24 protein-coding genes are annotated in these 26395 nt (G+C 74.1%); 11 read left to right on the forward strand and 13 right to left on the reverse strand.

Annotation, left to right across the window (positions count from 1 at the left end):
• The first annotated feature begins 32 nt into the window (after window positions 1-32).
• Entirely contained in the window at window positions 33-788 is a 756-nt protein-coding gene (locus tag OG764_RS31110; RefSeq protein ID WP_328971644.1) for an acyltransferase, read from the forward strand.
• A gap of 107 nt (window positions 789-895) precedes the next feature.
• Here OG764_RS31110 and OG764_RS31115 read toward each other — a convergent pair whose 3' ends face one another.
• Window positions 896-1765 carry a DMT family transporter gene (locus tag OG764_RS31115; RefSeq protein ID WP_328971645.1) on the reverse strand — a complete coding sequence of 290 codons (870 nt, stop codon included), beginning with the start codon at window positions 1763-1765 and terminating at the stop codon, window positions 896-898.
• Between the two features lie 95 nt (window positions 1766-1860).
• Here OG764_RS31115 and OG764_RS31120 point away from each other — a divergent pair, with 95 nt between their 5' ends.
• On the forward strand, window positions 1861-2433 hold the full coding sequence (locus tag OG764_RS31120) for a helix-turn-helix domain-containing protein (RefSeq protein WP_328971646.1): 573 nt from the start codon (window positions 1861-1863) through the stop codon (window positions 2431-2433).
• Between the two features lie 18 nt (window positions 2434-2451).
• On the opposite strand, the gene OG764_RS31125 is transcribed toward OG764_RS31120, so the two are convergent.
• Window positions 2452-2859: a CoA-binding protein gene (locus tag OG764_RS31125; protein WP_328971647.1), complete on the reverse strand. Its 408-nt coding sequence runs from the start codon at window positions 2857-2859 to the stop codon at window positions 2452-2454.
• 123 nt (window positions 2860-2982) lie between these two features.
• Between OG764_RS31125 and OG764_RS31130 the strand changes: the two genes are divergently transcribed.
• Window positions 2983-3612, forward strand: a complete 630-nt coding sequence (locus tag OG764_RS31130) for a YigZ family protein (RefSeq protein WP_328971648.1) — start codon at window positions 2983-2985, stop codon at window positions 3610-3612.
• A 26-nt stretch (window positions 3613-3638) separates the two neighbouring features.
• Here OG764_RS31130 and OG764_RS31135 read toward each other — a convergent pair whose 3' ends face one another.
• On the reverse strand, window positions 3639-4670 hold the full coding sequence (locus OG764_RS31135; protein ID WP_443056097.1) for an enoyl-CoA hydratase/isomerase family protein: 1032 nt from the start codon (window positions 4668-4670) through the stop codon (window positions 3639-3641).
• A 72-nt stretch (window positions 4671-4742) separates the two neighbouring features.
• On the opposite strand from OG764_RS31135, the gene OG764_RS31140 reads away from it, so the two are divergent.
• Together OG764_RS31140 and OG764_RS31145 are read left to right on the forward strand one after the other, a co-directional pair.
• On the forward strand, window positions 4743-5909 hold the full coding sequence (locus OG764_RS31140; protein ID WP_328971650.1) for an exonuclease SbcCD subunit D: 1167 nt from the start codon (window positions 4743-4745) through the stop codon (window positions 5907-5909).
• The gene (locus tag OG764_RS31145) at window positions 5906-9025 is read left to right on the forward strand and encodes an SMC family ATPase (protein WP_328971651.1); all 3120 of its coding nucleotides are present in this window, start codon (window positions 5906-5908) and stop codon (window positions 9023-9025) included. The genes OG764_RS31140 and OG764_RS31145 overlap by 4 nt, the downstream gene beginning before the upstream one ends.
• Before the next feature lie 6 nt (window positions 9026-9031).
• Here OG764_RS31145 and OG764_RS31150 read toward each other — a convergent pair whose 3' ends face one another.
• The gene (locus tag OG764_RS31150; RefSeq protein ID WP_328971652.1) at window positions 9032-9478 is read right to left on the reverse strand and encodes an Lrp/AsnC family transcriptional regulator; all 447 of its coding nucleotides are present in this window, start codon (window positions 9476-9478) and stop codon (window positions 9032-9034) included.
• A gap of 94 nt (window positions 9479-9572) precedes the next feature.
• On the opposite strand from OG764_RS31150, the gene OG764_RS31155 reads away from it, so the two are divergent.
• Window positions 9573-10085 carry a rhodanese-like domain-containing protein gene (locus OG764_RS31155; protein ID WP_328971653.1) on the forward strand — a complete coding sequence of 171 codons (513 nt, stop codon included), beginning with the start codon at window positions 9573-9575 and terminating at the stop codon, window positions 10083-10085.
• A gap of 73 nt (window positions 10086-10158) precedes the next feature.
• Here the strand turns inward: OG764_RS31155 and OG764_RS31160 are convergent, their stop codons facing one another.
• The 4 genes from OG764_RS31160 to OG764_RS31175 form a co-directional block, all read right to left on the reverse strand.
• The gene (locus tag OG764_RS31160) at window positions 10159-11850 is read right to left on the reverse strand and encodes a DUF885 domain-containing protein (RefSeq protein WP_328971654.1); all 1692 of its coding nucleotides are present in this window, start codon (window positions 11848-11850) and stop codon (window positions 10159-10161) included.
• A 74-nt stretch (window positions 11851-11924) separates the two neighbouring features.
• Window positions 11925-13388 (reverse strand): GNAT family N-acetyltransferase, encoded by a 1464-nt coding sequence (locus OG764_RS31165; protein ID WP_328971655.1) that lies wholly within the window; start codon window positions 13386-13388, stop codon window positions 11925-11927.
• Window positions 13389-13545: 157 nt separating this feature from the next.
• Window positions 13546-15378, reverse strand: a complete 1833-nt coding sequence (locus OG764_RS31170) for an alkaline phosphatase D family protein (protein ID WP_328971656.1) — start codon at window positions 15376-15378, stop codon at window positions 13546-13548.
• 231 nt (window positions 15379-15609) lie between these two features.
• Window positions 15610-16461, reverse strand: coding sequence for an alpha/beta fold hydrolase (locus tag OG764_RS31175; protein WP_328971657.1), 852 nt, complete (start codon window positions 16459-16461; stop codon window positions 15610-15612).
• Window positions 16462-16739: 278 nt separating this feature from the next.
• Between OG764_RS31175 and OG764_RS31180 the strand changes: the two genes are divergently transcribed.
• Window positions 16740-17606, forward strand: a complete 867-nt coding sequence (locus OG764_RS31180) for an RNA polymerase sigma-70 factor (protein ID WP_328971658.1) — start codon at window positions 16740-16742, stop codon at window positions 17604-17606.
• Window positions 17607-17867: 261 nt separating this feature from the next.
• A complete protein-coding gene (locus OG764_RS31185) occupies window positions 17868-18629 on the forward strand; it encodes a GntR family transcriptional regulator (protein ID WP_328971659.1) in 762 nt (253 codons plus the stop codon).
• A gap of 445 nt (window positions 18630-19074) precedes the next feature.
• On the opposite strand, the gene OG764_RS31190 is transcribed toward OG764_RS31185, so the two are convergent.
• The 3 genes from OG764_RS31190 to OG764_RS31200 form a co-directional block, all read right to left on the reverse strand.
• Window positions 19075-20229 (reverse strand): ROK family transcriptional regulator, encoded by a 1155-nt coding sequence (locus tag OG764_RS31190; protein ID WP_328971660.1) that lies wholly within the window; start codon window positions 20227-20229, stop codon window positions 19075-19077.
• A gap of 84 nt (window positions 20230-20313) precedes the next feature.
• Window positions 20314-20964, reverse strand: a complete 651-nt coding sequence (locus OG764_RS31195; RefSeq protein ID WP_328971661.1) for a response regulator transcription factor — start codon at window positions 20962-20964, stop codon at window positions 20314-20316.
• A 4-nt stretch (window positions 20965-20968) separates the two neighbouring features.
• Entirely contained in the window at window positions 20969-22150 is a 1182-nt protein-coding gene (locus OG764_RS31200) for a sensor histidine kinase (RefSeq protein WP_328971662.1), read from the reverse strand.
• Between the two features lie 108 nt (window positions 22151-22258).
• Here OG764_RS31200 and OG764_RS31205 point away from each other — a divergent pair, with 108 nt between their 5' ends.
• Genes OG764_RS31205 through OG764_RS31215 form a run of 3 tightly spaced genes read left to right on the forward strand, consistent with a single transcriptional unit; the run spans window position 22259 to window position 24422 of the window.
• Window positions 22259-23191 (forward strand): ABC transporter ATP-binding protein, encoded by a 933-nt coding sequence (locus tag OG764_RS31205; protein ID WP_328971663.1) that lies wholly within the window; start codon window positions 22259-22261, stop codon window positions 23189-23191.
• Between the two features lie 3 nt (window positions 23192-23194).
• Window positions 23195-23947, forward strand: coding sequence for an ABC transporter permease (locus OG764_RS31210; RefSeq protein ID WP_328971664.1), 753 nt, complete (start codon window positions 23195-23197; stop codon window positions 23945-23947).
• Window positions 23948-23987: 40 nt separating this feature from the next.
• Complete coding sequence (locus OG764_RS31215) at window positions 23988-24422, forward strand: hypothetical protein (RefSeq protein ID WP_328971665.1); 435 nt, start codon at window positions 23988-23990, stop codon at window positions 24420-24422.
• Here the strand turns inward: OG764_RS31215 and mug are convergent.
• Window positions 24400-24948 (reverse strand): G/U mismatch-specific DNA glycosylase, encoded by a 549-nt coding sequence (mug, locus tag OG764_RS31220; protein WP_328973232.1) that lies wholly within the window; start codon window positions 24946-24948, stop codon window positions 24400-24402. The genes OG764_RS31215 and mug overlap by 23 nt on opposite strands.
• Window positions 24945-26378 carry an adenylosuccinate lyase gene (purB, locus tag OG764_RS31225; RefSeq protein ID WP_328971666.1) on the reverse strand — a complete coding sequence of 478 codons (1434 nt, stop codon included), beginning with the start codon at window positions 26376-26378 and terminating at the stop codon, window positions 24945-24947. Before purB ends, mug begins: the two co-directional genes overlap by 4 nt.
• Window positions 26379-26395: the final 17 nt, after the last annotated feature.

A 26395-nucleotide genomic window follows, 5' to 3' on the forward strand; every position in this document is an offset into this window, starting at 1 on the left:
ACGCGTCACCCGGCGCGCACTACCGTGGCCGGGTGCCGAAGAACCAGAACACGTTCTCATCGCTGGCCGCCTGGCGGCGCCGCGCCGCCTCCCGGGCCGTCCACGCCGGCTGGCGCTGGATGCAGCAGGCGGGGGCGGTGTCCGCGCAGACTCCGGGTCGGCTGCGGTTCGGCGCGATCGGCGACGGCACCCGGCTCGCGTTCCCCCAGGGCACCGTGTTCGGAGAGCGCTGGATCCACCTCGGCAGCCACTGCATCATCGCCGAGCAGGTCACCCTGACGGCCGGCATGATGCCGGGCCTCGACCTCGGCCAGGAGCCGGTGCTGGTGCTCGGCGACGGCGTCGTCCTCGGCCGCGGCAGCCACGTCATCGCGGACACCCGGGTCAGCATCGGCTCGGACACCTTCTGCGGCCCCGGCGTCTACATCACCTCCACCAACCACAGCTACGACGACCCGCACGAGCCGGTCGGCCGGCAGTGGCCGCGCAGCGCGCCCGTCGAGATCGGGCCCGGCTGCTGGCTGGGCACGGGCGCGGTGATCCTGCCGGGCGCCAGGCTGGGGCGGAACGTGGTGGTGGCCGCCGGAGCGGTCGTACGCGGCGAGGTCCCCGACCACGCGGTGGTCGCCGGGGCGCCCGCCCGGATCGTACGGCGCTGGGAGCCCGAGACCGGCTGGCAGCCGCCGCTGCGGACGCCGGCCCCCGTGCCCATCCCCGACGGCGTCACCCCCGAGCAGCTGGTCGCCCTGGCCGAGGCCGAGCGTACGGGCGACCTGCCCACCGGCTGACCGTCCGCCGGCCGGGCCGGGCCCAGCCGGGCCGGTTCGGGTGGGGCAGGTGCGAGTGGGGCCGGTTCGGGTGGGTGCGAGGCGGCCGGGTCGGTTCGGGGCGGCCGTCAGCCTGCCGCGAGGAGGACCGTGCCGGCCATCGCCAGGCCCGCGCCGGCCGCCTGGATGCCCCGCATGCGTTCCTTGAGCACCCCGCGCGCGGCCAGGGCGGTGATCACCGGGTAGAGCGAGGCGAGGACGGCGGCCACGGTCACCGGGCCGTGCTGCGCGGCGATCGCGTACGTGCCGTTCGCCGCCACGTCGGCGAGCCCGACGAAGGCCAGCGCGGGCAGCGCCGCGCGGAGCACGGCCCGGCCGTCGCCCTCGGGGAGTACGGGGTTGCCGCGCCGCGCCGACACCCACAGCGCAGTGCCGCCCGCGAGCACATTGGTGACCCGCTGCACGAACAGCGCGAGGAACAGGCCCGTCAGGGTGGTCGCCGCCTCGGCGATGAAGGCCATCACCGCGCCGAAGCCGAAGGCGGCGAGCAGGGTGAGCCCGAGCGTCTGCCGCTGTACGGTCGCCCCGCCGATCTCCGGCCCGCTCGCCAGCACGATGCCCAGGACGGCGATGGCGATGCCCGTGAGCTGCCCCGCGCCCGGCCGTTCGCCGAGGGCCAGGCCCACGCCGATCGGCACGCTGACGCCGCCGAGCGCGGCGACCGGCGAGACCACGCCCATCGGGCCGAGGGCGAGGGCCTTGTAGAACGCGAGCATGGCGATCGGTCCGACGAGTCCGGCGGCCACCGCGAACCACAGCTTCGGCCCGGCCTCGCTCCAGGCGCCGGTCGCGAGCACGATCACGCCCAGCACGAGCACGGCCAGCGTCTGCGAGGCCACGACGACGGTCAGCCCCGGCAGGCGGCGGGTCAGCAGTCCGCCGCCGAAGTCGGCGAAGCCCCACAGCAAGGCTGTGGCCAGGGCGAACATCGTGGTCATGGCAGGACCTCGCAGTACAGTGCAGTGAACGAGTCGGTACACCACACGGTAGTGCAGTCCATTGAACTCTGCCATCTAATATATTGGACGGAAAGTTGTCGGACCTCGAACAGCTGACGCAGGCTCTGGCCCGGAACCTGAAGCGCTGGCGTGCGGAACGGGCGTACACCCTCGACGCACTGGCCGCCCGCTCGGGGGTCAGCCGCGGCATGATCATCCAGATCGAGCAGGCCCGCACGAACCCCAGCGTGGGCACCGCGGTCAAGCTCGCCGACGCCCTCGGCGTCAGCATCACCACGCTCCTCGACATGGACCGCGGGCCGGAGGTGCGGGTGATGCTGCCGGAGCAGCAGGTGCGGATGTGGTCCACGGAGGCGGGCAGCGCGTCACACATGCTCGTCGGCGACGACCGCGACGGCCCGCTGGAGATGTGGAGCTACCGGCTGGCGCCCGGCGAGGGCACGGAATCGGACCCGCACCCCGCCGGCACCTTCGAAATGCTGCACGTCACCGCCGGCGAGCTCACGCTGGTCGTCGAGGGGGAGCGGTACGCCGTGCCGGCCGGGGGCGCGGTGGCCTTCGAGGCGGCGGTGCCGCACGGCTACCACAACGAGGGCGCCGAGCCGATGGAGATGACCATGGCCGTGTCCGTCCCGAAGGCCGGGTGACGGCCGGCGCGGGGCCGGTCAGCCGAGGGCGGGGATCTCGATCGCCGGGCAGCGGTCCATGACCATGTGCAGGCCGGCCGCGCGGGTGCGGTGGTAGGCAGGTTCGTCGATCACGCCGAGCTGGAACCAGACCGCCGCGGCCCCGGCGGCCGCCGCCTCGTCGGCCACCGGACCCGCCAGCCGGCTGTTCACGAACACGTCGACCACGTCGACCTCGAACGGCACCTCGGCCAGCGAGGCGTACCCCCGCTCGCCGTGCACGCTCTGCGCGCTCGGGTGCACGGGGACGATCCGCTTGCCGAACCGCTGGAGCGTACGGGCCACCCCGTACGCGGCCCGGTCCTGGTTGGCCGACAGGCCGACCACGGCCCAGGTGTCGCCGAGCTCCGTGAGGATCTTGCGGATGGTTGCCGGGTCGCCGTACACGTGCTGCCTCCGTCTGCCCTGCCGGCCCGTGCCGGCGGCCGTGCCGACCGCCGTGCCGGGTGCCGGCTCGTACTGGGCCCCAACCGCGGCGGGGCCCTCCGGGATTCCCCGTAGGGTGGACGGGTGAAGGCAGACCAGTACGTGACGGTGGCCCGCGAGGGCGTGCACGAGTCCGAGATCAACCGCTCCCGCTTCATCTGCTCGCTCGCCCCCGCGGCGACCGAGCAGGAGGCCCAGGACTTCGTCGCCCGCATCCGCAAGGAGCACCCCACCGCCTCGCACAACTGCTTCGCGTACGTCGTCGGCGCCGACGCCTCGATCCAGAAGGCCAGCGACGACGGCGAGCCGGGCGGCACCGCCGGGGTCCCCATGCTGCAGATGCTGATGCGCCGCGAGATCCGGTACGCCGTCGCCGTGGTCACCCGCTACTACGGCGGGGTCAAGCTCGGCGCCGGCGGGCTGATCCGGGCGTACGGGGGCGTCGTCGGCGAGGCCCTCGACGCGCTCGGCACGCTCACCCGCCACCGCTACCGGCTGGCCACCGTCACCGTCGACCACCAGCGCGCCGGGAAGATGCAGAACGACCTGCGGTCCACCGGGCGGGCCGTGCTGGACGTCCGCTACGGGGAAGCCGTCTCGATCGGGATAGGCCTCCCCGAGGCGGACATCGACGCCTTCCGAGGCTGGCTCGCCGACGTCACCGCGGGGAGCGCCGCCCTGGAACTCGGCGGCGAGGCGTACGGCGACGCCTGACCTCTTTCCAGCCTCAGAACCCAGCCTCAGAACAGCGGACCCGCCGGCGCGAAGTGGGCGGTGACGGCGGCCTCGCCGACCTCCGCGAGCGTGCCGGGCGACCACCGCGGGCTGCGGTCCTTGTCGACCACCTGGGCGCGGACGCCCTCCGCGAGGTCCGGGCCCGCCAGCGCGGCCGAGGACACCCGCCACTCCTGCTCCAGGACCTCCTCCAATGTGTCCAGCGCCTTCGCCCGGCGCAGCGCGGCCAGGGTCACCTTCACCGAGGTCGGCGAGTGGCCGAGGATCCGCCCGGCGGCCTCCTTCGCCGCCGGCTCCCCGTACGAGGACAGCCGGTCCACGATCTCCTCCACCGTGTCCGCCGCGTAGCAGTGGTCGATCCAGTCCCGGTGCCGGGACAGCCCGGCCTCGCCCGCGGGCACGGCGAGCGCCGCGGCCGCCTCCGGCGCGGGCGTGCCCGCCGTCAGCGCCGCCACCAGCTCCGGCAGCCGCTCCGACGGCACCACGTGGTCGGCGAAACCGCACAGCACCGCGTCCGCGGCGCCCATCGCGTCGGCGGTCAGCGCCAGGTGCGTGCCCAGCTCGCCCGGGGCCCGGCCGAGCAGGTACGTGCCCCCGACATCCGGCACGAAGCCGATGCCGACCTCCGGCATGGCCACCCGCGACCGTTCCGTGACGATCCGCACCCGGCCGTGCGCCGACAGGCCCACCCCGCCGCCCATCACGATCCCGTCCATCAGCGCCACCCACGGCACCCCGAGCCGGGCGATCCGCGCGTTGAGCCGGTACTCGTCCCGCCAGAACGCGAGCGCCCGCGACCGGTCGCCGAGCGCGGACTCGCGGATGGCCCGGATGTCGCCGCCCGCGCACAGCCCCCGCTCCCCGGCCCCGTCCAGGACCACCGCGGTCACCGCCGGATCCCGCTCCCACCCGTCGAGTGCCGCGTCGATCCGGCGCACCATGTCGTGGGTGAGCGCGTTGAGCGCCTCCGGGCGGTCGAGAGTGATGCGCCCGATGGCGCCGGCCGTGCGGATGAGTACGGACATGCGCCCGAGCATACGAGCGACCCCTGAGGTCTGGCAGGCTTAGGGGGTGGCACTGGGAGCAGGCGGACGGTCGGAGCGGGTCGAGTGAAGTTTCTGCACACCTCCGACTGGCACCTCGGCCGCTCCTTCCACCGCGTCAACCTGCTCGACGCCCAGGCGGCCTTCATCGACCACCTGATCGAGACCGTCCGCACCCACGAGGTGGACGCCGTCCTCGTCGCCGGCGACGTCTACGACCGGGCGGTCCCGCCGCTGCCCGCCGTCGACCTCTTCGACCGGGCCCTGCATCGGCTCGCCGACCTCGGCGTGCCCACCGTGATGATCTCCGGCAACCACGACTCCGCCCGGCGCCTCGGCGTGGGCGCCGGCCTCATCGGCCGGGCCGGCATCCACCTCAGGACCGACCCGGCGGGCTGCGCCGACCCCGTCGTGCTGTCCGACGCACACGGGGACGTGGCCTGCTACGGGCTGCCCTACCTGGAGCCGGCCCTCGTCAAGGACGAGTTCGGGGCCGCGCAGGCCGGGCACGAGGCGGTGCTCGGCGCCGCCATGGATCGGGTCCGCGCCGACCTCGCCGGCCGCGCCCCCGGCACCCGGTCCGTCGTCCTCGCGCACGCCTTCGTCACCGGCGGGCAGGGCAGCGACAGCGAACGCGACATCACCGTCGGCGGTGTCGCCGCGGTGCCCGCGGCCGTCTTCGACGGAGTCGACTACGCGGCCCTCGGCCACCTGCACGGCTGCCAGACCATCGGCGAGCGGGTCCGCTACTCGGGCTCCCCCCTCGCCTACTCCTTCTCCGAGACCGACCACCGCAAGACCATGTGGCTGGTCGAGCTCGGCCCGGCCGGCGAACTGACCGCGGAGCGCCTCGACACCCCCGTGCCGCGCCCCCTCGCCCGGATCCGCGGCCCCCTCGAAGGACTGCTCGCCGATCCCGCGCTCGCCCGCCACGAACGGGCCTGGGTCGAGGCCACCCTCACCGACCCGGCCCGGCCCGCCGAACCCATGGCCCGCCTCGCCGCCCGCTTCCCGCACGTCCTCAGCCTGGCGTTCGACCCGCAGGGCGCCGACGCGGACCACGGGGCCTCGTACGCCGAGCGCCTCAAGGGCCGCACCGACCAGGAGATCGCCGAGGACTTCGTCGTCCACGTCCGCGGCGGCAGCGCGGCCGACGCCGACGAGCGGGACGTACTGCGGCGGGCCTTCGACGACGTACGCACCGACGACACCCTCCGGGAGACGGACCGATGAGGCTGCACCGGCTCACCGTGACCGCCTTCGGGCCGTTCGCCACCGCCCAGGACATCGACTTCGACGCGCTCGCAGCCGCCGGGATCTTCCTCCTGCACGGACCCACCGGCGCCGGCAAGACCTCCGTCCTCGACGCCGTCTGCTACGCCCTCTACGGTTCGGTGCCCGGCAGCCGCCAGGCCCCCGGCGCCGGCCTGCGCAGCGACCACGCGGCCCCGGGCACCGCCACCGAGGTCCGCCTCGAACTCACCGTCGGCGGCCGCCGCCTCGAACTCACCCGGCGCCCCGAGCAGCCCCGCCCCAAGAAGCGCGGCGCCGGCACCACCCGCGACAAGGCGCAGACCTGGCTGCGCGAACACACCGCCGAGTCCGGCTGGCAGGCCCTCAGCCGCTCCCACCAGGAGATCGCCACCGAGATCGAACACCTGCTGGGCATGAGCCGCGAGCAGTTCTGCCAGGTGGTCCTCCTCCCGCAGGGCGACTTCGCCCGCTTCTTGCGCGCCGACGCCGAGGACCGCGGCAAGCTGCTCGGCCGGCTCTTCGACACCCGCCGGTTCGCCGCCGTCGAGAAGCGCCTCGCCGAGCAGCGCCGGGCCGCCGAGGAGCAGGTGCGGGCCGGTGACGAGCGGGTGCTCGGCACCGCCCAGCGGCTCGCCCAGGCCGCCGGCCACAGCGCCGACCTGCGCGCCTGGCCGCTGCCCCCGCTCACCCCCGGCGACCCCGGGCTGGCCGACGAGGTGCGCAACTGGGCGGCCGTCGCCCGCTCCGACGCCCGCGAGCGCCGCACCGTCGCCCGGCTCGCCCTGACCGCCGCCGAACACCGGCACGAGCAGGCCGCCCGGGCCCTCGCCGAGGCCCGCGAACTCGACCGGCTCCAGCACCGCCACGCCGAGACCCGGCGCCGCGCCGAGGCCCTCGCCGCCCAGACCCCGGAGCGGGACCGGGTGCGGGACCGGCTCGACCGGGCCCGCCGCGCCGACCTCGTCGCCCCCGCCCTCGACCTGCGGCACGCGGCCGACACCGCCCACCGGGCCGCGGCCGCCGCCGACGCCCGCTGCCGGGCCCGGCTGCCCCACCCGCTGTCCGAAGCCGGCGCCGAACAACTCGCCGACCTGGAAAAACGCCTCAGCGAGGAACTCGGCGCGGTCTCCGCCGCCACCCGCGCCGAGCGCCGCAGCGCCGAGATCACCCGTGAGCGCGCCGCCCTCGACCGGGAGGCGCGCGCCGCCGAGGAACACCTCCAGGAGAGCGCCGCCTGGCTGGCCGGCTGGGAGACCGACCGCGCCGCGCTCGTGGCCCGCGTCGAACACGCCCAGCAGGCCGCCACCCTGGCCGAACAGCTCGCCGGCCGGCTCGAACCGGCCCGGCTCCAGCTGACCGCCGCCCGCCGCCGCGACACCCTCACCCGCGACGCCGACGAGGCCGCCGCCGCCCTGCTCGCCGTACGGGAGGAGTCCGGCGCCGCCCGCGAGCACTGGCTGGAGCTCAAGGAGGCCCGGCTGCGCGGGATCGCGGCCGAACTGGCCGCCGCCCTCACCGTCGGGCAGCCCTGCACCGTGTGCGGCTCCGCCCACCATCCCGACCCGGCCCGCCCCGCCCCCGGCCACGTGGACCGGGCCGCCGAGGACGCCGCCCGCGCCCGCTACGAACAGGCCGACGACCGGCGCGCCACCGCCGAACGCCGGCTCGCCGCCGTACGCGAGGCCGCCGCGGAGGCGTCGGCCGCCGCGGGCGGCGCCGCCACCGCCGAACTCCTCGCCCTGACCGCACGCCTGACCGAGGACCACGCCGCCGCGCACACCGCGGCCGGCGCCCTGCACGCGGCCCGCGAAGCGGTGGCCCGGGCGGAACGCGAGTACGAGGCACGGCTGGAGAGCCGGCGCCGCGCCGAACAGCACTCCGCCGGACGGCACTCGCACCGCGAGGCCCTCGACCGCGAACAGCGCGACCTCGAAACCGAACTCGCGCAGGTCCGCGGCGACGCCGCCAGCGTCGCCGAGCGCGCCCGCACCCTGGAGACCCGCATCCGCCTGGTCGCCGAGGCCGGGGCGGCCGCCCGGCAGGCGGAGTCCGCGGCCCAGCGGCTCAAGGAGGCCGACGACCGGCTGGCCGACGCCGCCTTCAAGGCGGGCTTCGACACCACCGACGCGGCGGCCGCCGCCGTCCTGCCCGAGCACGAACGCGCCGCGTACCAGCGCCGGACCGACGCCTGGCAGGCCGAGGAAGCGGCCCTCGCCGAGCGGCGCGCCGAAACCGATTCCGCCGCCGCGGCCGAACTGCCGCCCGCCCGCCCCGAAGACGCGCAGGCCGCCGCGGACCGCGCCGCCGCACACCTGCGTACGGCGGGCTCCGCGGCCGACGCGGCCCGGGTCCGCTGCACCGAGGTGGACCGGCTGTCCCGGCAGGCCGACGCCGAACTGCGCTCGCTGGGCCCGCTGCGCGCCGAGTACGACAGGGTGGCCCGCCTCGCCGGCCTCACGGCGGGCACCTCCGCCGACAACGAACGCCGGATGCGGCTGGAGTCGTACGTGCTCGCCGCCCGGCTGGAGCAGGTGGCCGCGGCCGCCACGATCCGGCTGCTGAAGATGTCCGGCGGCCGCTACACGCTCGTGCACTCCGACGAACGGGCGGGCGGCCGCGGCCGGTCGGGACTCGGCCTGCACGTGCTCGACGCGTGGACCGGACGGGCCCGCGACACGGCCACGCTGTCCGGCGGCGAGACGTTCTTCGCGTCACTGGCCCTGGCGCTGGGCCTGGCGGACGTGGTCACCGACGAGGCCGGCGGCATGAGGCTGGACACCCTGTTCATCGACGAGGGCTTCGGCAGCCTGGACGACCAGGCCCTGGACGAGGTCCTCGACGTGCTGGACTCACTGCGCGAACGCGACCGCAGCGTGGGCATCGTCAGCCACGTCGCGGACCTGCGCACGCGCGTCCAGGCGCAGTTGGAGGTCGTCAAGCAGCGGGACGGCTCTGCGGTCCGCCAGCGGACCGGGGCGCCGGCCGCGACCGGGACGGGGGACGCGAAGGCGACCACGACCGGGGCGCGGGAAGCGACCGGGACCGTGCCCGTTCCCCGGGCCGCTCCCGCGAGCGTGCCGGGCGCGGCGGGCTGACCGGTCTCACGGACTGAGCGGCCGCCGCGCCAGCGGCGAGGAGTAGACGATGCTCGTGGTCACCGGGCCGAGTGCGGAGATCCTGCCGGCGACCTCCTCCAGGTGGCGCATCGACCGGGCCGCGACCTTGAGGACGAAGCAGTCGTCGCCCGTGACGTGATGGGCCTCCAGGATGTCGGGCGTGACGTCCAGCAGATCGTGGAACGGCTTGTAGTTGCCGTGCGGATAGCGCAGCCGGACCAGGGCCAGGATCGACTTGCCCAGCTTCTCGTGGTCGACCACCGCCGTGTAGCCGGTGATCACCCCGGCCTCCTCCAGCCGGCGGACCCGCTCGGTGACGGCGCTCGCGGACATCGAGACGGCGCGGGCGAGGTCGGCGAAGCTGGCCCGGCCGTCGCGCTGGAGGGCTTCGAGGATGCGCCAGTCAGTGGCGTCAGGGGAATAAGCGGTCATGCGCCAGGAGTACCAGGTGAATCCCCGGCAGAACAAGCGAAAGCCCGCGGAAACCCACTTCCTCGGATGATCAACAGATCGTAGATTTCTGAGCATGACGACGACGCAGAACCCCACCACCGCCCCCGCCGCCAACCCCGTGCTCCGGGTGCCGCCGGCCACCCCCGCCGCCGCAGCGGCCTACTTCGCCGCGAGCCTGGCCTTCCACGCGGACGTGTCGGACGTCGCCGCCGCCTTCAAGGCGCACCGCGAAGAGGGTGCCGAGCTTGGCTTCGTCCTCCTCGACTCCCGTTCCACCCCGTCCTGGGACCAGGCGCACGTGCCCGGCGCGATCCACCTGCCCACCGCGCTCATCGCCGAGCAGGCCGAGCGGCTCCTCGACAAGAACGTGCCGGTCGTGACGTACTGCTGGGGCCCGGGCTGCAACGGCGGCACGCGCTCCGCGCTCGCGCTGGCCGAACTCGGCTACCAGGTCAAGGAGATGCTCGGCGGCATCGAGTACTGGATCCGCGAGGGCTTCGAGGTCGAGACCTGGCAGGGCACCGAGCGGCGCCCCGAGGCCGACCCGCTGACCGCGCCCACCGACTCGGACGACTGCGGCTGCTGACACCCGCCGGAAACGGCGTACGGGCCGTCCCGCCCCCGCGGAGGCGGAACGGCCCGTACGCGTCGCTCCGGGGTCAGAGCTTGGACAGCTCGTCGACCAGGTCGTCCAGACCCAGCGAGCCCTGCGACAGCGCGGCCATGTGCCAGGCCTTCGCGTCGAAGGCGTCGCCGTGCGCGGCCCGCGCGTTGTCGCGGCCCAGCAGCCAGGCGCGCTCGCCCAGCTTGTAGCCGACGGCCTGGCCCGGCATCGACAGGTAGCGGGTCAGCTCGCTGACCACGAAGTCCGCCGGGCGGCCGCTGTGCAGCCCGAAGAACTCCTGCGCCAGGTCGGGGGTCCAGCGCTCGCCCGGACGGAACGGCGAGTCCGCCGGGATCTCCAGGCCCAGGTGCATGCCGATGTCGACGATCACCCGGCAGGCGCGCATCATCTGGCAGTCCAGGTAGCCCAGCCGCTGCTCGGCGTCCTTGAGGAAGCCCAGCTCGTCCATGAGCCGCTCCGCGTACAGCGCCCAGCCCTCGGCGTTGGCGCTGACGATGCCGACCGTCGCCTGGTAGCGCGACAGCTGGTCGGCGACGTGCGCCCACTGCGCGATCTGCAGGTGGTGGCCCGGCACGCCCTCGTGGTACCAGGTCGACACCAGGTCGTAGACCGGGAAGCGGGTCGCCCCCATGGTCGGCAGCCAGGTCCGGCCCGGGCGCGAGAAGTCCTCGGACGGGCCCGTGTAGTACGGGGCGGCCGCGCCGCCGGGCGGCGCGATCCGGGACTCCACCTTGCGCACGCGCTCGGCGAGTTCGAAGTGCGTGCCGTCGAGCGCCTCGATGGCCTCGTCCATCAGGCCCTGCAGCCAGGCCTGGACCTCGTCCACGCCCTCGATGTGGGTGCCGTGCTCGTCGAGGTGGCGCAGCGCCTCCCACGGGTCCGAGCCGGGCAGGATCTTGTCCGCCTCGGCCTTCATCTCGCCGAGCAGCCGGTGGTACTCCGACCAGCCGTACGCGTACGCCTCGTCCAGGTCCAGGTCGGTGCCGTTGAAGTAGCGCGACCAGCGGGCGTACCGCTCGCGGCCCACCGTCTCCGGCCGGCCCTCGACGGCGGGCGCGTACACGTCGCGCATCCAGTCGCGCAGCGCGACGACCGCGGCCGTGGCGCCCTTGGCGGCCTCGCCCAGTTCACCGGCGAGCGCCTCGGGGCCGCCCGCGGCGAACTCGTCGAAGAAGGCGGCGCCCTCGTCCTCGCCGGCCCACGCGGTGAGCTGGCCCACGAAGGTCGCGGTGGGCCGCGGGGCGCCGTACAGCTCGCGCTCCAGGCCGAGTGCGAGGCACGCCCGGTAGCCCTCGAGGGCGTCCGGGACGGCCCGCAGGCGCTCGGCGATCGCCGCCCAGTCCTCGTCGGTGTCGGCCGGGGTGAGGGTGAACACCTCGCGCACCGAATGCACGGGGGAGTGGATGTTGCTGACCGCGCGCAGGTCCTCGTCGGCCTCGTGCACGGCGAGTTCGGCGGTGAGTCGCTCGCGCAGCAGCCGGGCGCAGCGACGCTCGGCGTCACTGTCGCCGCCCGGCAGCCGCTCCGCGGCGGTCAGCTTGTCCAGGGTGGTCCGGGCCAGCTCGGCGACGGCCTCCCGGCCGGCCGGAGAGAAGTCCGGGAGCTTCGAGGAGCTCTCGGCGACACCGAGGTAGGTGCCGGTGATCGGGTCGAGTGCGATGAGGGCGTCGACGTACGCATCGGCGACCTGGCGGGGCAGCTGGCTGCCGGAGAGGGTGTCTGACATGGGGACATCTTCGTACGAAAATGTCTCCCGCGTCACTACCGTTCCTACTCAGCCGCCTGACGCCGGAGGCTCGTTCACTCCTCGGCGGCGCCGCCGGGGAGGCTGTACGGGCGCTCCGGCGTCAGCTCGTACGCGGGCCGGGACCGGCGCGCCTTCATGGCGTCGAGGCGCGCCGTGATCACCAGCGTGCCCTCCTCGATCTGGTAGTCGAGGGGCAGCCCGAGACCGCGCATGGCCGCCACCATCCCGGTGTTGGAGGACTGGGTGACCGCGTAGACGCTGTCGCAGCCGGCCTCGACGGCGAGCGCGACCAGCCGGCGCAGCAGCTCGGACCCGATGCCGCGGCGCTGCCAGGCGTCCTCGATCAGCAGCGCGACCTCGGTCTCGTCGCCGTCCCACAGCAGGTGGCCGAGGGCGACCAGCTTGCCGGAGGCGGTCTGGGCGGCCAGGGTGCGCCCGAAGCGCGGGCTCAGCAGGTGCGAGAGGTAGCGGTCGGCGTCGGCGACCGGGCCGTGGTAGCGCAGGCCCAGGGTGCGGTCGGAGCAGCGGTCGTGCATGGCGCGGGCGGCCGGCACGTCGGACGGGTCCGCGCGGCGCACGGTGATCTCGTTGCCCTCGGGCAGGGTCAGGACGTCCTGACTGCGCGGCACCCGGACGCCGAGCCGGGCGTCGAGCTCGACGAGGGCGCGGGCCCGCGCGAACTCGGTGGGGGTGAAGGGGAGATGGGGGCGCTCGATGGTGATCGCACCGCCGGACGGGTCGCGCAGCCGCATCAGGGTCGCTTCCAGCACCCCCTCGACCGGGGCGTCCGCGCCGGTCGGGCGGCCGGAGAGGGTGGTGGCGGGCAGCGAGTGGATGGTGCAGCGGCCGAGCAGCTGGCGCAGGGCGAGCGGGAGTTCGGCGGCGTCGAGCGCGGTGCGGGTGGCGAGGCCCAGGATCCGGGTCGGGGCGTCCACCAGGTCGTGGGCGTCGGCCCGCTCGATCCAGGTGCTGTGGCCGCCGGCCCGGGACACGGCGCGGGTCAGGTCGGCGGCGGGCAGGTCCTGCGGGGCGCGGAGCAGGAACTCGTCGACGGTGCCGTCGGCCAGCGGGTGGGTCTGGAGGGTGAGGATGTCGACGCGGTGGGTGGCGAGGGCGGTGCACAGCGCGGCGAGGCTGCCCGGCTCGTCGCGCACGGTGGTCCGCATCCGCCACAGGGCGGGGGGCGCGTCGGCGTGGTCGGCCGTGCCCGCCCCCGCGGCATGCGTGCCGGCGGTGCTGCCGGTCGGGCCGGGGGTCGGGGGCGGCGGGGCATGGCTGTGGCGGCGGGCCCACCAGGTGTGGAAGGCGGTCGTGATGAGCAGGGCGACCGCCGAGGCGACGAGCAGCACCGGGCCGTGCGGGCCGTGCGCGATCGTGTTCGCGATCGCGTCCGCCACGGCGACGGCGGTGAAGAGCGCGGCGAGCTCGACGAGGTCGCGGCGCCAGTGGTGGCGGCGGGCGTGCGGGGCGGCGGCGCCGGCGGGGGCGGCAGGGGCGGCAGAGGTACGGTCAGTCATGCACACCACTGTGGTGGAGTGGTGTTGCGTGATCACGAACGTACTGTGACCGACTGGTTAAGTGTCGATCTGGCCGATTTCGTCCAGTTTTCCGGCGGGTTTCCATCCGCCGGAGCCGGGTACCGGCGCGCAGCCGCCCCCGTCCGCCGCTCCGACGCTACTGACCCACCCGTCCCGGCTGCAGGACGCGGGTGAACAGCACCGCTCCGCCTTCGCGGCGCAGCCGAACGGTCAGCTCGCCGCTGTCCCCGTCGATGTCGACCTCACCGTAGTACGGCGGGTGTTCGGCCGGGGACATGTTCGCGAGCGGAGCCGACTGCACGAACACCATCTCGGGACCGAACGTGGCGTCCAGCCGCCCGGACGGGAAACCGCCAGCCCCGATGGGGCCGGAGACGAACTCCCAGAACGGGGCGAAGTCGGAGAACGCCGCCCGCTCGGGGGCGTAGTGCTGGGCGGAGGTGTAGTGCACGTCGGCGGTGAGCCACACCGTGCCCGTGATCCGGCGGTGCTTGACGAACCGCAGCAGGTCGGCGATCTGGAGCTCGCGGCCCAGCGGTGCGCCCGGGTCGCCCTGGGCCACCGCCTCGAAGTTCGTGGCGCCGTCGGCCACCACGATGCCCAGCGGCATGTCGGAGGCGATGACCTTCCACACCGCGCGGGACCGGGCCAGCTCCCGCTTGAGCCAGGCCAGTTGGTCGGCCCCCAGGATGCCGGCCGGGTCCTGGGCCTGGCCGCCCGGCGAGTTGGCGTTGCGGTACGTGCGCATGTCGAGGACGAACACGTCGAGCAGCGGGCCCTGGCGGACCACCCGGTACATCCGCCCGTCGGAGCGCCCACCGGAGTGCGCGGAACCCGATCCGGCGGGCAGCGCCGCGCCCGGTGCGGCAGCCGGTGCCCGTGCGGCTCCCCGTGCGCTCGGCGCGGCGCCCGGTGAGGCGAAGTACTCGCCGAAGGCCTGACGGGCCCGGCCGGCGAGCACGTCCACGTCCTTGACGACGTATCGGGGGTCGTCGAGCAGCTGCCCCGGGTACCAGTTGTTGCGCACCTCGTGGTCGTCCCACTGGGCGATCACCGGCACCTGCGCGTAGAACGACCGCAGGTTGGCGTCCAGCAGGTTGTAGCGGAACGCGCCCCGGAACTCGTCCAGCGTCTCGGCGACCTTCGACTTCTCCTCGGTGGTGACGTTGCGCCAGATCCGCCCGTCGCGCAGCGGGACGGACGGCAGGATCGGGCCGTCGGCGTACACCGTGTCCCCGCTGAACAGGAAGAAGTCCGGGTCGAGGCGCCGCATTTCCTCGAAGACGCGGTAGCCGCCGAGTTCGGGGTTGATGCCCCAGCCCTGACCGGCCAGGTCGCCCGACCACAGGAAGCGGACGCCGTCGCGGCGGCGCTCCGGGGCGGTGCGGAACGTGCCGTGGACCGGTTCGCCGGTGCGGCGCGGGTCGTCCGGGTCGGCGAGCAGCACCCGGTAGTGGACCTGTCGGCCGGGCGGCAGGCCGTGCAGCGCCGTGGTGCCGGTGAAGTCGGTGGCGGGGCCGAGCAGCGGGCCGGTCCAGCGGCGCACGCCGTGGCGGAAGGACTCGGTGGGCGCGGCCTCGACGATCATCCGGGCGGGGCGGTCGGAACGCACCCACACCAGCGCCGAGTGGGCGGTCACCTCGCCGGTCTGCGTGCCCCACAGGGCCTGCGGCCGGCCGGAGAGCGCGAACGCCGGCGCGGTGACCAGTCCGGCGGCTGCTGCGGGCAGGGCGAGCGCGGCCGAGGCGGCCAGGGACCCGCGCAGCACGGAACGGCGCGCCGGAACGACGAGCGGGGAGCCGGCGCCGACTCTGCCGGGAGAGCCGTGCCGGGGGCCGTGGCCCGAATCTGCGACGAGGTCGCGGGCCGGGTCGCCGCCGGAGCTGCCGCCGGAGCTGCGGCCGGAGCTTCGGTCGAGGTTGCTGCCGGGGTTGTGGTCGGGGCTGCGGTCGGGGCTGCTGTGCGGCATCGGGTGCGCCTCCTGGGACGGGTCCGCCCAGTCTGCTGCCGTCCCCGCGGCCCTCCGCGACCTCCACGCGAACCGCGGATGAACACCCGTCAGACGTGTGGCGGTCGCACGCGGCGTACGGGCACCCGCCGGGACCCGTACGCCGGTGGGGCCCGGAGGCCCACGGGCGCGTACGGGCGGGACGGTCCGTACGGCGTCGGAGGGAAGCCGGGCGGGGACGGCGCCCCGCCGCTACGTGACCGGGAGGGCGGCGGCGCGGGCGGTGTCCACGATCACCCGCGAGACCAGCGCGGGGTCGTCGTGCATGGGGACATGGCCGCAGCCGGGCAGCCGCACCAGCCGGGCGCCGGGCACCGTGTGCTTCGCGCGCACCCCCTGGCGGCGCAACAGCAGCCGGTCCCGGCTGCCCCAGGCGATGGTCACGGGCAGCCCCGGCACGTCGTCCGTGAACCGTACGGAGCCGCCCGCGGCCAGCGTCCGGCCGAAACCGGTGGCCCCGCGCAGGGCGAGGGTCTCCGCGACGACGGCCTCGGGGGAGCGGCGCCCGGGCCGGGCGTAGATGGTGCCGGTGAGGGCGGCGCGGCCGGGGGCGCTGCGGGCGAGCCGGTCCAGCGCGGGCCGCGGCAGCGCCCGCGCGCCGGCCCTCATCGCGAGCAGGGTGGCGAAGGCGTAGCGGCGCTCGGCCTCGGTCCAGAAGCCGGCGGGGGACAGGGCGGTGACCGAGCGGGCCCGCCCGGTCCGGCCCATCTCCAGCGCGAGCAGTCCGCCCAGGGAATTCCCGGCGACGTGCGGGCGGTCCAGCCCGAGCGCCCCGCAGAGCGCGCCGAGCGCGGGGACCACCGTCTCCAGGTCGTACGGCACCCCGGCCGGCAGCGGCTCGGAGGTGCCGAACCCCGGCAGGTCCACGGCCACGACGTCGTACTCCGAGGCGAGGACGTCCAGCACCGGGTGCCAGGCCTGGAGGTGGTGGCCGATGCCGTGGAGCAGCAGGAGCGGTTCGCCCGCCCCGCGCCGCTCGTAGGCGACCGTCGCCTTCCGGGGGCCGAGGACGGAGTCGATCGTGAACGAGACCGTGGCGGTCATGCTGCTGCTCCTCGGCGCGCGGGCGGACTGGCTGACGGGCTGCGGGCCGGCGGGAAGTTCCGCTGGTGGCAGCACCTGTGAGACGTACCGTCAACAATCATTACCGTTGAGTAGGTTGGACTTCAAGAGGCAGGATGGGAGCCATGGCAGCAGACACCCCACCCGACCTCGTCGACGGCGGAGCCCCTGGAGGCGCCGGAAGCGAGCGAAGTCATGGAGGCTCCGGAGGCGAGGGGCGCGATGGAGGCCGTGGAGGCCGTGGAGGACGGGACCCGGGCGTGGTCGGGGCGTTCGAAGAGCACCGTTCCCTCCTGACCGGCGTCGCCTACCGGATGCTCGGCAGCGTCGCCGACGCCGAGGACGTCGTGCAGGAGGCCTGGCTGCGCTGGGCCGCCGCCGACCGCGGCGAGGTCCGCGAGATCCGCGCCTACCTGGTACGGATCACCACCCGCCTGGCCATCGACCGCCTGCGGCACCTCCAGTCCCGGCGCGAGAGCTACGTCGGCCCCTGGCTGCCCGAACCGTTGGCCACCAGCTACACCTCCACCCCCTCCGACGCCGCCGAGCGCGCCGTCCTGGCGGAGTCCGTCTCCTTCGCGGTGCTGGTCGTCCTGGAATCGCTCTCCCCGCTGGAGCGGGCCGTCTTCGTGCTCCGCGAGGCCTTCGGATTCTCGTACGCGGAGATCGCCGGCACGCTGGACCGGGCCGAACCGGCCGTCCGCCAGCTCGCGGCCCGCGCCCGCAAACACGTCGACGCCCGCACACCGCGCTACGACGTGGACCCGGTGCAGCGGCAGCAGTTGACGGAAGGATTCCTCGCCGCGGCCGGCGGGGGAGACCTGGCGGGCCTGATGGCGTTGCTCGCGCCCGACGCGTGCCTGGTCGGGGACAGCGGCGGCAAGTCCCGCGCCCCGCTGCGGATCATCGCGAGCGCGGACAAGGTCGGCCGCTTCCTGATCGGCGCCGCGCGCAAGCCGGTCGCGGACATGTCGTACCGGATGGTGGAGCTCAACGGCGGACCTGCCGTGCTCGTCCTCTCCGGCGGCCGCCCCGACACCGTCTTCCAGGCCGACGTCCGCGACGGCAGGATCCACTGCGTCTACATCCTGCGGAATCCGGACAAGCTGGCGTCGATCGCCGTTTGACGGCTGTCTGTGCTCACGTAACCAGGTGGTGCCCCGCGTCCCGTGTGACGCGGGGCACTCTGCGTTACCGCGCGTTTGCACTCAGCAAGAACATCCTGTGAACGGCCTGATACGTATGCCCGGTCTGCCCGGCAAAGGCATGAGGATTGGTCTTGACCAAGGGGGTGTGCCGCCCTAAGGTCGCAGGGATAGTGCAGGAACCTTTAATAAATAAGGGCGCGGAACTGCCGCTGGAACACGGCGTCTGCAGGAGGAGTCAGGGTGGGGACCACGCAGCTCGAATCGGTACCGGAGCCGAAGTACTGGCACCTCAAGACCGTGCTCAGCGAGGCGCTCGACCAGGATTTCGCCGTCGGCGAGGTCCTTCCCAACGAGCGTGACCTGGCTGCCCGCTTCGGCGTCGCACGCGCCACTCTCCGGCAGGCGCTGGAGCAACTGGAGCTGGAAGGCCGACTGCAGCGACGCCGCGGTGTCGGCACCACCGTCGCTCCGCCGCGGGTCGGCGTCGATGTGGGCGGCGCCCGGCGCAGCTGGCCCGGCGAAGCGGGCGACGGCTGGCAGCCCGTCGACGCCGCCGAGACGCTCCCCTCCGCCGCGATCTCCCGCCTGCTCGGCGTGAGCACCTCGCAGGCCGTGCACACCGTGCGCCGCACCCGTGTCACCCAGGGGCAGCCGGTGGCAGCGGAACTCCTCCACGTCCCGGCCGTGTCCGTGCCCGGCCTCTCCGGCATCGACGCACCGGCCGGACCGGCCCGCGCCCGCGCCGTGCTCCGCGAACTCCAGCGCCTGGAGCTGCTCGGCCAGGACCGCGCCGTCGAGCTCGGCTCCGCCCGCGCGGACGACGCGAAGGAACTGGACCGGCTTCCCGGCGCCCCGGTCCTGGTGGTCACCACCCGCTACTTCACCGCCGCCGGCACCGCCGCCGTCTCCGTGGCCACCTACCGCGCCGACACCTGCCGCCTCACCTTCGGCGCCTCGGGCGACGTGGAAATCCACGAAGACGAACCCCGTCAAGCCTCCTGACCCCTTCACCCGCACCCGCCCGCACCACCGAAGGCCACCGGCGGCCGACCCGCGCCGGTCCACCTTTCGGCCGGGCCGGGCCGGGCCGAGCCCGGCCGCACAGGGTAGGGGCAGGGGCACGTCGCGTCGGGCTGAGCCTGGCCGCACAGGGATTGGGGCAGGGGCAGGGGCAGGGGCAGGCGGGTCGGGCTGAGCCTGGCCACGCCGGGCGTGGCGGAGCCGGGGATACGGCACGCCGGCCTGTTCCGACACCCGCGCTCGACTCAACACCGGGCAGGGGGCGGGAGCGCCGCTTTCGGCCGCCCGTGGACCGCCTCCCGGACGGGGTCCCCACCGGGCCCCCGCCCGAGCCGCGCAGATGAGGGCCGGAGCCGCGCAGGTGAGGCCGCTGCGGCGGGCGCGGTCCGGCCGGCAGATCGCGCCCGCCGATCTCCGCCCGCCGTGGTCAGCGGCGGGCCGTCACCGTCTTGTCGACGGCGAACAGCTCTTCCTCCACGTGGTCCAGCGCCAGCCGCAGCGCGCCCGTGGCCACGGCGGCCTCGCCGAGCAGGGACAGCGCCACCCGCGGCGGCCGCAGGCAGTACCGCGCCAGCTCCTGGCGCAGCGGCTCCAGCACCCCGTCGAGCCCCGCAGCCCAGCCGCCCACCACGACCAGCTCCGGGTCGATGGCCAGCACCAGCGCCGCCACGTCGTGCACCAGCCGCTGGATGAACCGCTCCACCGCCGCCACGGCCCGCTCGTCACCCCGCCGCGCCTCCGCGAAGACCTTCGCGACGGCCGCCTCGTCCAGCGGATGCAGTGGTTCGCTCGTCGTCGACAGCAGCCGCTCCGGGGTCACGTCGCGGCCCAGCAGGTGCAGCGCGCCGATCTCGCCCGCCGCGCCGCCGAACCCCCGGTGCAGCCGCCCGCCGATCAGCGACCCGGCCCCCGGGCTGAGGCCCGCCATCACGAACACCACGTCGTCGGTTTCCTGCGCCGCGCCCTTCCAGTGCTCGGCGACGGCCGCGGCGTTCGCGTCGTTCTCGACATGTACCGGGCAACGGAACGACCGCCGCAGCCGGTCGCCCAGCGGCAGCCCGGTCCACCCCGGCAGCGCCGTGCCCAGCCGTACCGTGCCGTCCGCCTCGACGATCCCAGGACTGCCCACGCCCACGGCCCGCAGCGAGTCGCGCGGCACCCCGGCCCGCCGCAGCAGGTCGGCCACGGTCGCCCGAACCTTCTCCAGGCGCTCGTCACTGGAAGCCGTCTCGGCAACCTCCTTGGTCCCCGCTCCGATCACCCGCCCGTCCAGCCCGGACAGCAGCGCCGCGACCCGGTGCGAGCCGATCTCGATCCCGAGCAGATGCCCCGCCTCGGTCCGGAAGCGGAACCTCCGCGCGGGCCGCCCCTGCCTGCGGGCGCCCTCTTCGGCAACGGCCTCGACCACCAGGCCGGACGCCATGAGTCCCTCGACCACACCTTCGACGGTGGGCCGGGACAGCCCGGTCACCCGGGTCAGGTCGGTCAGTGTCGGTGATCCCGCCGCGCGCAGCGCGCGCAGCACCACGGCGGAATTGATCCGCCGGAGCAGAGAGGGATCCCCGCCGGTCAGCTGCCCCAACGTGTGTCCTCCCAGCTTGTGCACCTGTCAGCCGGATCGTACTGCGCCGCAGGTTCCGCGGCGAGGAGCAGGGGGCCCCTCGCCTCAGGCGGGCGCCACGAACCCCGACTCGTACGCCGCGATGACGGCCTGGGTGCGGTCCCGCGCCCCCAGTTTCGTCAGCACCGCGCTGACATGGCTCTTCACCGTCTCTGTGCCCACGTACATCTCCGAGGCGATCTCCGCGTTCGACAGACCGCGCGCCATCAGCCTCAGCACCGCCTCCTCCCGCTCCGTCAGTGCCGCCCGCTCCAGTGCCTGCCGGGCCGCCCGGTTTCCGTACTCCGCCGCGAGCGCCCGCAACGCCGTGGGGAACAGCAGCGTCTCGCCCTCCGCCACCAGCCGCACCGCGTGCACGATCTCCGCCGGCCGGGCCCGCTTCAGCAGGAACCCGTCAGCCCCCGCCCGCAACGCCTGGTACACGTACTCGTCGTTCTCGAACGTGGTGACGACCAGGATCTTCGGCGGAGCGTCGACCGTCCGCAGCACCGCCTTGGTGGCCTCGATGCCGTCCAGCAGCGGCATCCGGACGTCCATCGCGACCACGTCCGGCCGCAGTTGCCGCACCAGCGGCACGACGGCCGCCCCGTCGGCGGCCTCGCCCACGACCTCGATATCGGGCTGGGCCTCCAGGACCGCGCGCAGGCCCGCGCGCACGAGGGGCTCGTCGTCGACGAGAAGCACGGTGATCGGCATCCGGTCAGGGTATGCGCTGCAGCGGAAGCCGGGCACGCACCCGCCACCCGCCCGAGTGCGGACCGGTCTGGGCCTCTCCGCCGAGCAACGCGGCCCGCTCCCGTATGCCCCGCAGCCCGCTGCCGCCTCCCTTCAGCAGTGCGATGACGTCATCCGGAAGCGGATTGCACACCTCCAACTCCAGTTCCTCCGCGTTGACATCGATCCTGACCCGGACGGGGACCGGGCCGCAGTGCCGCAGCACGTTCGTCAGGGCCTCCTGAAGGATCCGGTAGGCCTCCCGGCTCACCGTCGTGGGCAACCGGTCGAGGGGACCGAGCAGTTCGGCCTCCACCTGCGAGCCGGAGCTCCGCGCCGACTCCAGCAGCCGGTCCGCCTCGTCCAGGGTCGGCCCCTTCGACGGCGGTTGCACCGACTCCCGCAGCACCTTCAGCACCCGGTCCAGGTCCTCCAGCGCGGTGCGGCCCGTCTCCTCGATCGCGGTCAGCGCCCGCTCGGTGAATTCCGGGTCGCCCGCCGCCCGGGCCGCGCCGGCCTGGACCACCGCCACCGTCAGCGCATGCCCGATGGAGTCGTGCAACTCCCGCGCGATGCGCGTCCGCTCCAGGAGCTGAGCGGTCCGGGCCTCCAGCACGCTGAGCTGTTCGGCCGCCGACGGCCCCAACAGCCGCCGAGCGATGGCCGTGATCACCTCGCCGAGGAGTATCACCAGAGCGAGCAGCACCACGAGCGGCACCGGCGCGAGCGCCGCTGCGGCCCAGCGGGGCAGCACGTGCGGGATCCGTACGAGGTCCCCGCCCAGTGGATGCCCGGCGGCGTACGCCACCAGCTCCACGGTCAGAGCCGGCAGCCACACGGTGCCGGCCGTCGTCACCGCTGCCAGCGCCAGACGTATCTCCAGCCACAGCACCGTGCGCCACCGGTCGGCCCAACTGTCGGCGGGCGCTGCGGATATGGAGTGCGTGTCCTCCTCCGACCCGTGCGCGATCAGCAGGAACTGGGCCTGCGCACCCTCGGCCAGCCGCACCCACGGGATCAGACCCAACGGGGCCATCAGCAACGCGGGGACGAGCGGGTGCTCGGGAAATATGAACAGCCAGAACGCCATGACGAGGATGGGCACGAACAGGTGCAGCCAGCGCGCGTAGGTCACCGGCCGGGCCGGTGCACGAAGGAAGCGGGACATGCCGCCATCGTGCCAGCCGACCGATCAAGTCCGTCTCCCCCGCACGGGGGAGACGATCCCCCCGTGCGGGGGAGGAAGGGAGGCAGGGGCCGCGGCCACTCTTGAGCCATGAACAGCATCGAGATCCGCGAACTCACGAAGGAATACGGCACCACCCGGGCTGTGGACGCCCTCACCTTCACCGTCCGGCCCGGCCACGTCACCGGCTTCCTCGGTCCCAACGGCGCCGGCAAGTCCACGACCATGAGACTCACACTCGGCCTCGACCACCCGACCTCGGGCAAAGCCACCATCGGCGGTCGCGCCTTCACCGACTTCAGCCGCCCGCTACGGGAAGTGGGCGCCCTGCTCGACCCGCAGGCGGCCCACGGTTCCCGCACCGCCCGGGACCACCTGCGGGCGCTCGCAGTGAGCAACGGACTCTCCTCCCGCAGGGTCGACGAGGTCCTGGAGGAGTCGGGTCTGGCCTCCGCGGCCCGCAAGCGCATCAAGACGTTCTCCCTGGGAATGCGCCAGCGCCTCGGCATCGCGGCCGCACTCCTGGGCGACCCCGCGGTCCTGATGCTGGACGAGCCCACCAACGGCCTCGACCCCGAAGGCATCATCTGGATCCGCGAACTCATGCGACGCCTCGCCACCGAGGGCCGCACTGTACTGGTGTCGAGCCACCTGATGGCGGAGACCGCGGCCACCGCGGACCACCTGGTCGTGCTGGGGCGGGGACGGCTGCTCGCCGACATGCCCATGGACGACTTCATCGACTCCTACAGCACGGCACGGGTGCGGATACGCACCAGCGATCCCGCCCGGCTGCGCGGCGCACTGAGCCGCGAGGGCCGAGTCCTGACGAGCGCCGGCGACGGGCGCTGGACCGTCGACGGCGTCCGGGCCGAGGACATCGGCACACTCGCCGCTCGTGAAGGGATACCCGTGCTGGAACTCACCGACGAGCGGGCCTCTCTGGAACAGGCCTACCTCGACCTCACCGCCGCGGACACCCCGTTCGCATCCGCTTCGACGCCGGTCCCCCAGAAGGGCTGAACCATGCGCGCCACCGCTCTCGCCGTCCGCCCCGTCCTGCACTCCGAGTGGATCAAGATACGGTCCGTGCGGGCCTCCCTCGGCTCTCTGATGGCCATACTTCCGGTCACCGTCGGCATCGCCCTGCTGGTGAGTGCGACGGTCGGCCAGGACGAGGCCGACAACCTGGGGGCCGACCCGGTCTCCGGGGCTTTCTACGCCCTCAACTTCGGCCAGATAGCGGCCATCGCCTTCGGCGCCACGGCCCTGTCCGCGGAGTTCCACAACGGGGCGCTGCGCACCACCCTCACCGCGGTGCCCGACCGCACCCGCTTCTACCTGTCGAAGATGGCGGTCGTCGGAGCTTCCGCGCTTCTCGTGGGCATGGTCACGAGCTTCGCCTCCTTCCTGGGCGGCCAGGCCTTCATGGGCTCCCACGCCATCGGCCTCGACCACCCCGGCGCGCTGCGGGCCACCGTGGGCTGTGGCTTCTACCTCGCGCTGATGGCGCTGTTCGCGGCCGGCCTGACGGCGTTGCTGCGCAGCGGTGTTGCCGTGCTGAGCATCCTCATACCGTTCATCCTCATCGTGTCCTTCGTCGTCACGGACATGGCCGAGGGCGTCGCGCAGTACCTGCCCGACCGGGCCGGGCAGCTGGTGTTGCAGGAGGCGCCACAGGGCGCGCTCGGCCCCTGGGCAGGTCTCGGGGTGATGGCGCTCTGGGCGGCGGCCGCGGTGGTCGCTGGCTGGGCCGCGGTCCGACGCAGGGACGCCTGACGGGAGGCCAGCTGTCAGTGCCGCACGGTTTACTGACGGTATGACCACGGCACTGCATCTCGACACGATCGAACGGTTGCTGACGCGGGCCTTCCCCGATACCGGCGCCAGCCCGCCCCACACGTGGGGCGGGCCCGGGTATCACCTCGCCGAGCTGGGCGTACGCCGTCCGTTCGAGGAGGAGGACCCCGCCGTCGAAGCGCAGTGGGCGAAGCAGGTCTCGGCCGAGTACGACGCGCTGACCGAGGCGCTGACGGTGCGCTGGGGGGCGCCCGAGTGGTTCAGCCTGACGAGCGTGCTCATGCGGAGCACCGAGGAGGAGATACCGGAACCCTGGTTCACGCTGTGCGGGGTCACCCGGGACGTGCACCTGTGGCGGGCCGGGAGCCGCTGGCTGGCGGTCTGCGCCGCGCAGTGGGCACTCGGGCAGCCCGAGGTGCTGCTGGCCTCGGTCACGGTCGTCGATCCGCCGTAGCGGCGGACCGCAGGCGGGCGTACTCCTCGGCCATCGACTCGGCGGTCCAGTGGGCGTTGAGACCGCTGGGGTTGGGCAGGGCCCAGATGCGGGTGGAACCGATGGTCCGCTCCTGCGGACCGATCAGGGCTTTGCGGTCGCCGAAGGCCGTGCGGTACGCGGTGACACCGACGACGGCCAGCCATTCCGGCCGGAGGCGCTCCACCTTCGCGGTCAGGATCCGGCCGCCCTCGCGGAACTCCTCGGCCGTCAGTTCGTCAGCGCGGGCGGTGGCCCGGGCCACCACGTTCGTGATGCCGAGCCGGTAGGTGAGGAGCTCGTCCTGCTCCTCGGGGGCCAACCGGCGCGGAGTGAAGCCGGACAGGTGCAGGACCGGCCAGAAGCGGTTGCCGGGGCGGGCGAAGTGGTGGCCCGTCGCGGCGGAGAGGAGACCGGGATTGATGCCGCAGAACAGCACGCGAAGACCGCCCGCGACCACGTCCGGGAGGACGCGGTCACGGGCGGCGGCCAGCTCTTCGGGGCTCAGAGGATCGACCCCGGCGTGTACGCGGCGGCCTCCGGGTGCTGCTTGGCGATCTCCTCGATCCGGGCGACCACGGTGGCGACCTGGTCGCCGGCCGCGCCGGTGAAGGACAGCTTGTCGGCCATCAGCTCGTCGAGCTGCGCGCGGTCCAGCGGGATCCGCTCGTCGGCGGCCAGCTTGTCGAGGAGCTCGTTGCGCTCGGCACCCTGCTCGCGCATGGCCAGCGCGGACGCGACGGCGTGCTCCTTGATCGCCTCGTGGGCGACCTCGCGGCCGACGCCCGCCCGCACCGCGCCCATGAGGACCTTGGTGGTGGCGAGGAAGGGGAGGTAGCGGTCCAGCTCGCGGGCCACGACCGCCGGGAAGGCGCCGAACTCGTCGAGGACCGTCAGGAAGGTCTCCAGCAGGCCGTCGAAGGCGAAGAACGCGTCGGGCAGGGCCACTCGGCGGACCACGGAGCAGGACACGTCGCCCTCGTTCCACTGGTCGCCCGCCAGCTCGCCGGTCATCGAGGCGTAGCCCCGCAGGATGACCATGAGGCCGTTCACGCGCTCGCAGGAGCGGGTGTTCATCTTGTGCGGCATCGCGGAGGAGCCGACCTGGCCGGGCTTGAAGCCCTCCGTGACCAGCTCGTGGCCGGCCATCAGGCGGATCGTCTTCGCCACCGAGGACGGGGCCGCGGCCAGCTGCACCAGGGCGGTGACCACGTCGTAGTCGAGAGAACGGGGGTAGACCTGGCCGACGGAGGTGAAGGCGTGCGCGAAGCCGAGGTGACCGGCGATGCGCTGCTCCAGGTCGGCGAGCTTGGCGGCGTCGCCGCCCAGCAGGTCGAGCATGTCCTGGGAGGTGCCGACCGGGCCCTTGATGCCGCGCAGCGGGTAGCGCTCCAGCAGGTCGTCGAGGCGGCCGTAGGCGACCAGCAGCTCGTCGGCGGCGGTGGCGAAGCGCTTGCCCAGGGTCGTGGCCTGCGCCGCGACGTTGTGGGAGCGGCCGGCCATGACCAGCTCGGCGTACTCGCCGGCCAGCTTGCCGATGCGGGCGAGCACCGCGACCGTGCGGTCCCGGACCAGCTCCAGCGAGAGCCGGATCTGGAGCTGCTCGACGTTCTCGGTCAGGTCGCGGGAGGTCATGCCCTTGTGGACGTGCTCGTGGCCGGCGAGGGCGTTGAACTCCTCGATGCGGGCCTTCACGTCGTGGCGGGTGACCTTCTCGCGCTCGGCGATGGACGCGAGGTCGACCTGCTCCAGGACGCGCTCGTAGTCGGCGAGGGCCGCGTCCGGGACCTCGATGCCGAGGTCCTTCTGGGCGCGCAGGACGGCGAGCCACAGCCGACGCTCCAGCGTCACCTTGTACTCGGGGGACCACAGGACGGCGAGCTCCGCGGAGGCGTAGCGGCCGGCCAGGACATTGGGGATGCGGGGCTTGGCTGTCACGTGTACGGATTCTACTG

Source organism: Streptomyces sp. NBC_00239, from assembly GCF_036194065.1.
In the GTDB taxonomy this organism is placed as follows: Bacteria; Actinomycetota; Actinomycetes; order Streptomycetales; family Streptomycetaceae; genus Streptomyces.

Excerpts from the sequence above, each read along its gene's own strand:
- OG764_RS31205 (WP_328971663.1), top strand. The coding sequence starts at position 22,259 with ATGAACAGCATCGAGATCCGCGAACTCACGAAGGAATACGGCACCACC.
- OG764_RS31135 (WP_443056097.1), bottom strand. The coding sequence starts at position 4,670 with ATGCTCGGGCGCATGTCCGTACTCATCCGCACGGCCGGCGCCATCGGG.
- OG764_RS31175 (WP_328971657.1), bottom strand. The coding sequence starts at position 16,461 with ATGACCGCCACGGTCTCGTTCACGATCGACTCCGTCCTCGGCCCCCGG.
- OG764_RS31150 (WP_328971652.1), bottom strand. The coding sequence starts at position 9,478 with ATGACCGCTTATTCCCCTGACGCCACTGACTGGCGCATCCTCGAAGCC.
- OG764_RS31155 (WP_328971653.1), top strand. The coding sequence starts at position 9,573 with ATGACGACGACGCAGAACCCCACCACCGCCCCCGCCGCCAACCCCGTG.
- OG764_RS31210 (WP_328971664.1), top strand. The coding sequence starts at position 23,195 with ATGCGCGCCACCGCTCTCGCCGTCCGCCCCGTCCTGCACTCCGAGTGG.
- OG764_RS31215 (WP_328971665.1), top strand. The coding sequence starts at position 23,988 with ATGACCACGGCACTGCATCTCGACACGATCGAACGGTTGCTGACGCGG.
- OG764_RS31160 (WP_328971654.1), bottom strand. The coding sequence starts at position 11,850 with ATGTCAGACACCCTCTCCGGCAGCCAGCTGCCCCGCCAGGTCGCCGAT.
- OG764_RS31195 (WP_328971661.1), bottom strand. The coding sequence starts at position 20,964 with ATGCCGATCACCGTGCTTCTCGTCGACGACGAGCCCCTCGTGCGCGCG.
- OG764_RS31165 (WP_328971655.1), bottom strand. The coding sequence starts at position 13,388 with ATGACTGACCGTACCTCTGCCGCCCCTGCCGCCCCCGCCGGCGCCGCC.
- OG764_RS31145 (WP_328971651.1), top strand. The coding sequence starts at position 5,906 with ATGAGGCTGCACCGGCTCACCGTGACCGCCTTCGGGCCGTTCGCCACC.
- OG764_RS31170 (WP_328971656.1), bottom strand. The coding sequence starts at position 15,378 with ATGCCGCACAGCAGCCCCGACCGCAGCCCCGACCACAACCCCGGCAGC.
- OG764_RS31115 (WP_328971645.1), bottom strand. The coding sequence starts at position 1,765 with ATGACCACGATGTTCGCCCTGGCCACAGCCTTGCTGTGGGGCTTCGCC.
- OG764_RS31200 (WP_328971662.1), bottom strand. The coding sequence starts at position 22,150 with ATGTCCCGCTTCCTTCGTGCACCGGCCCGGCCGGTGACCTACGCGCGC.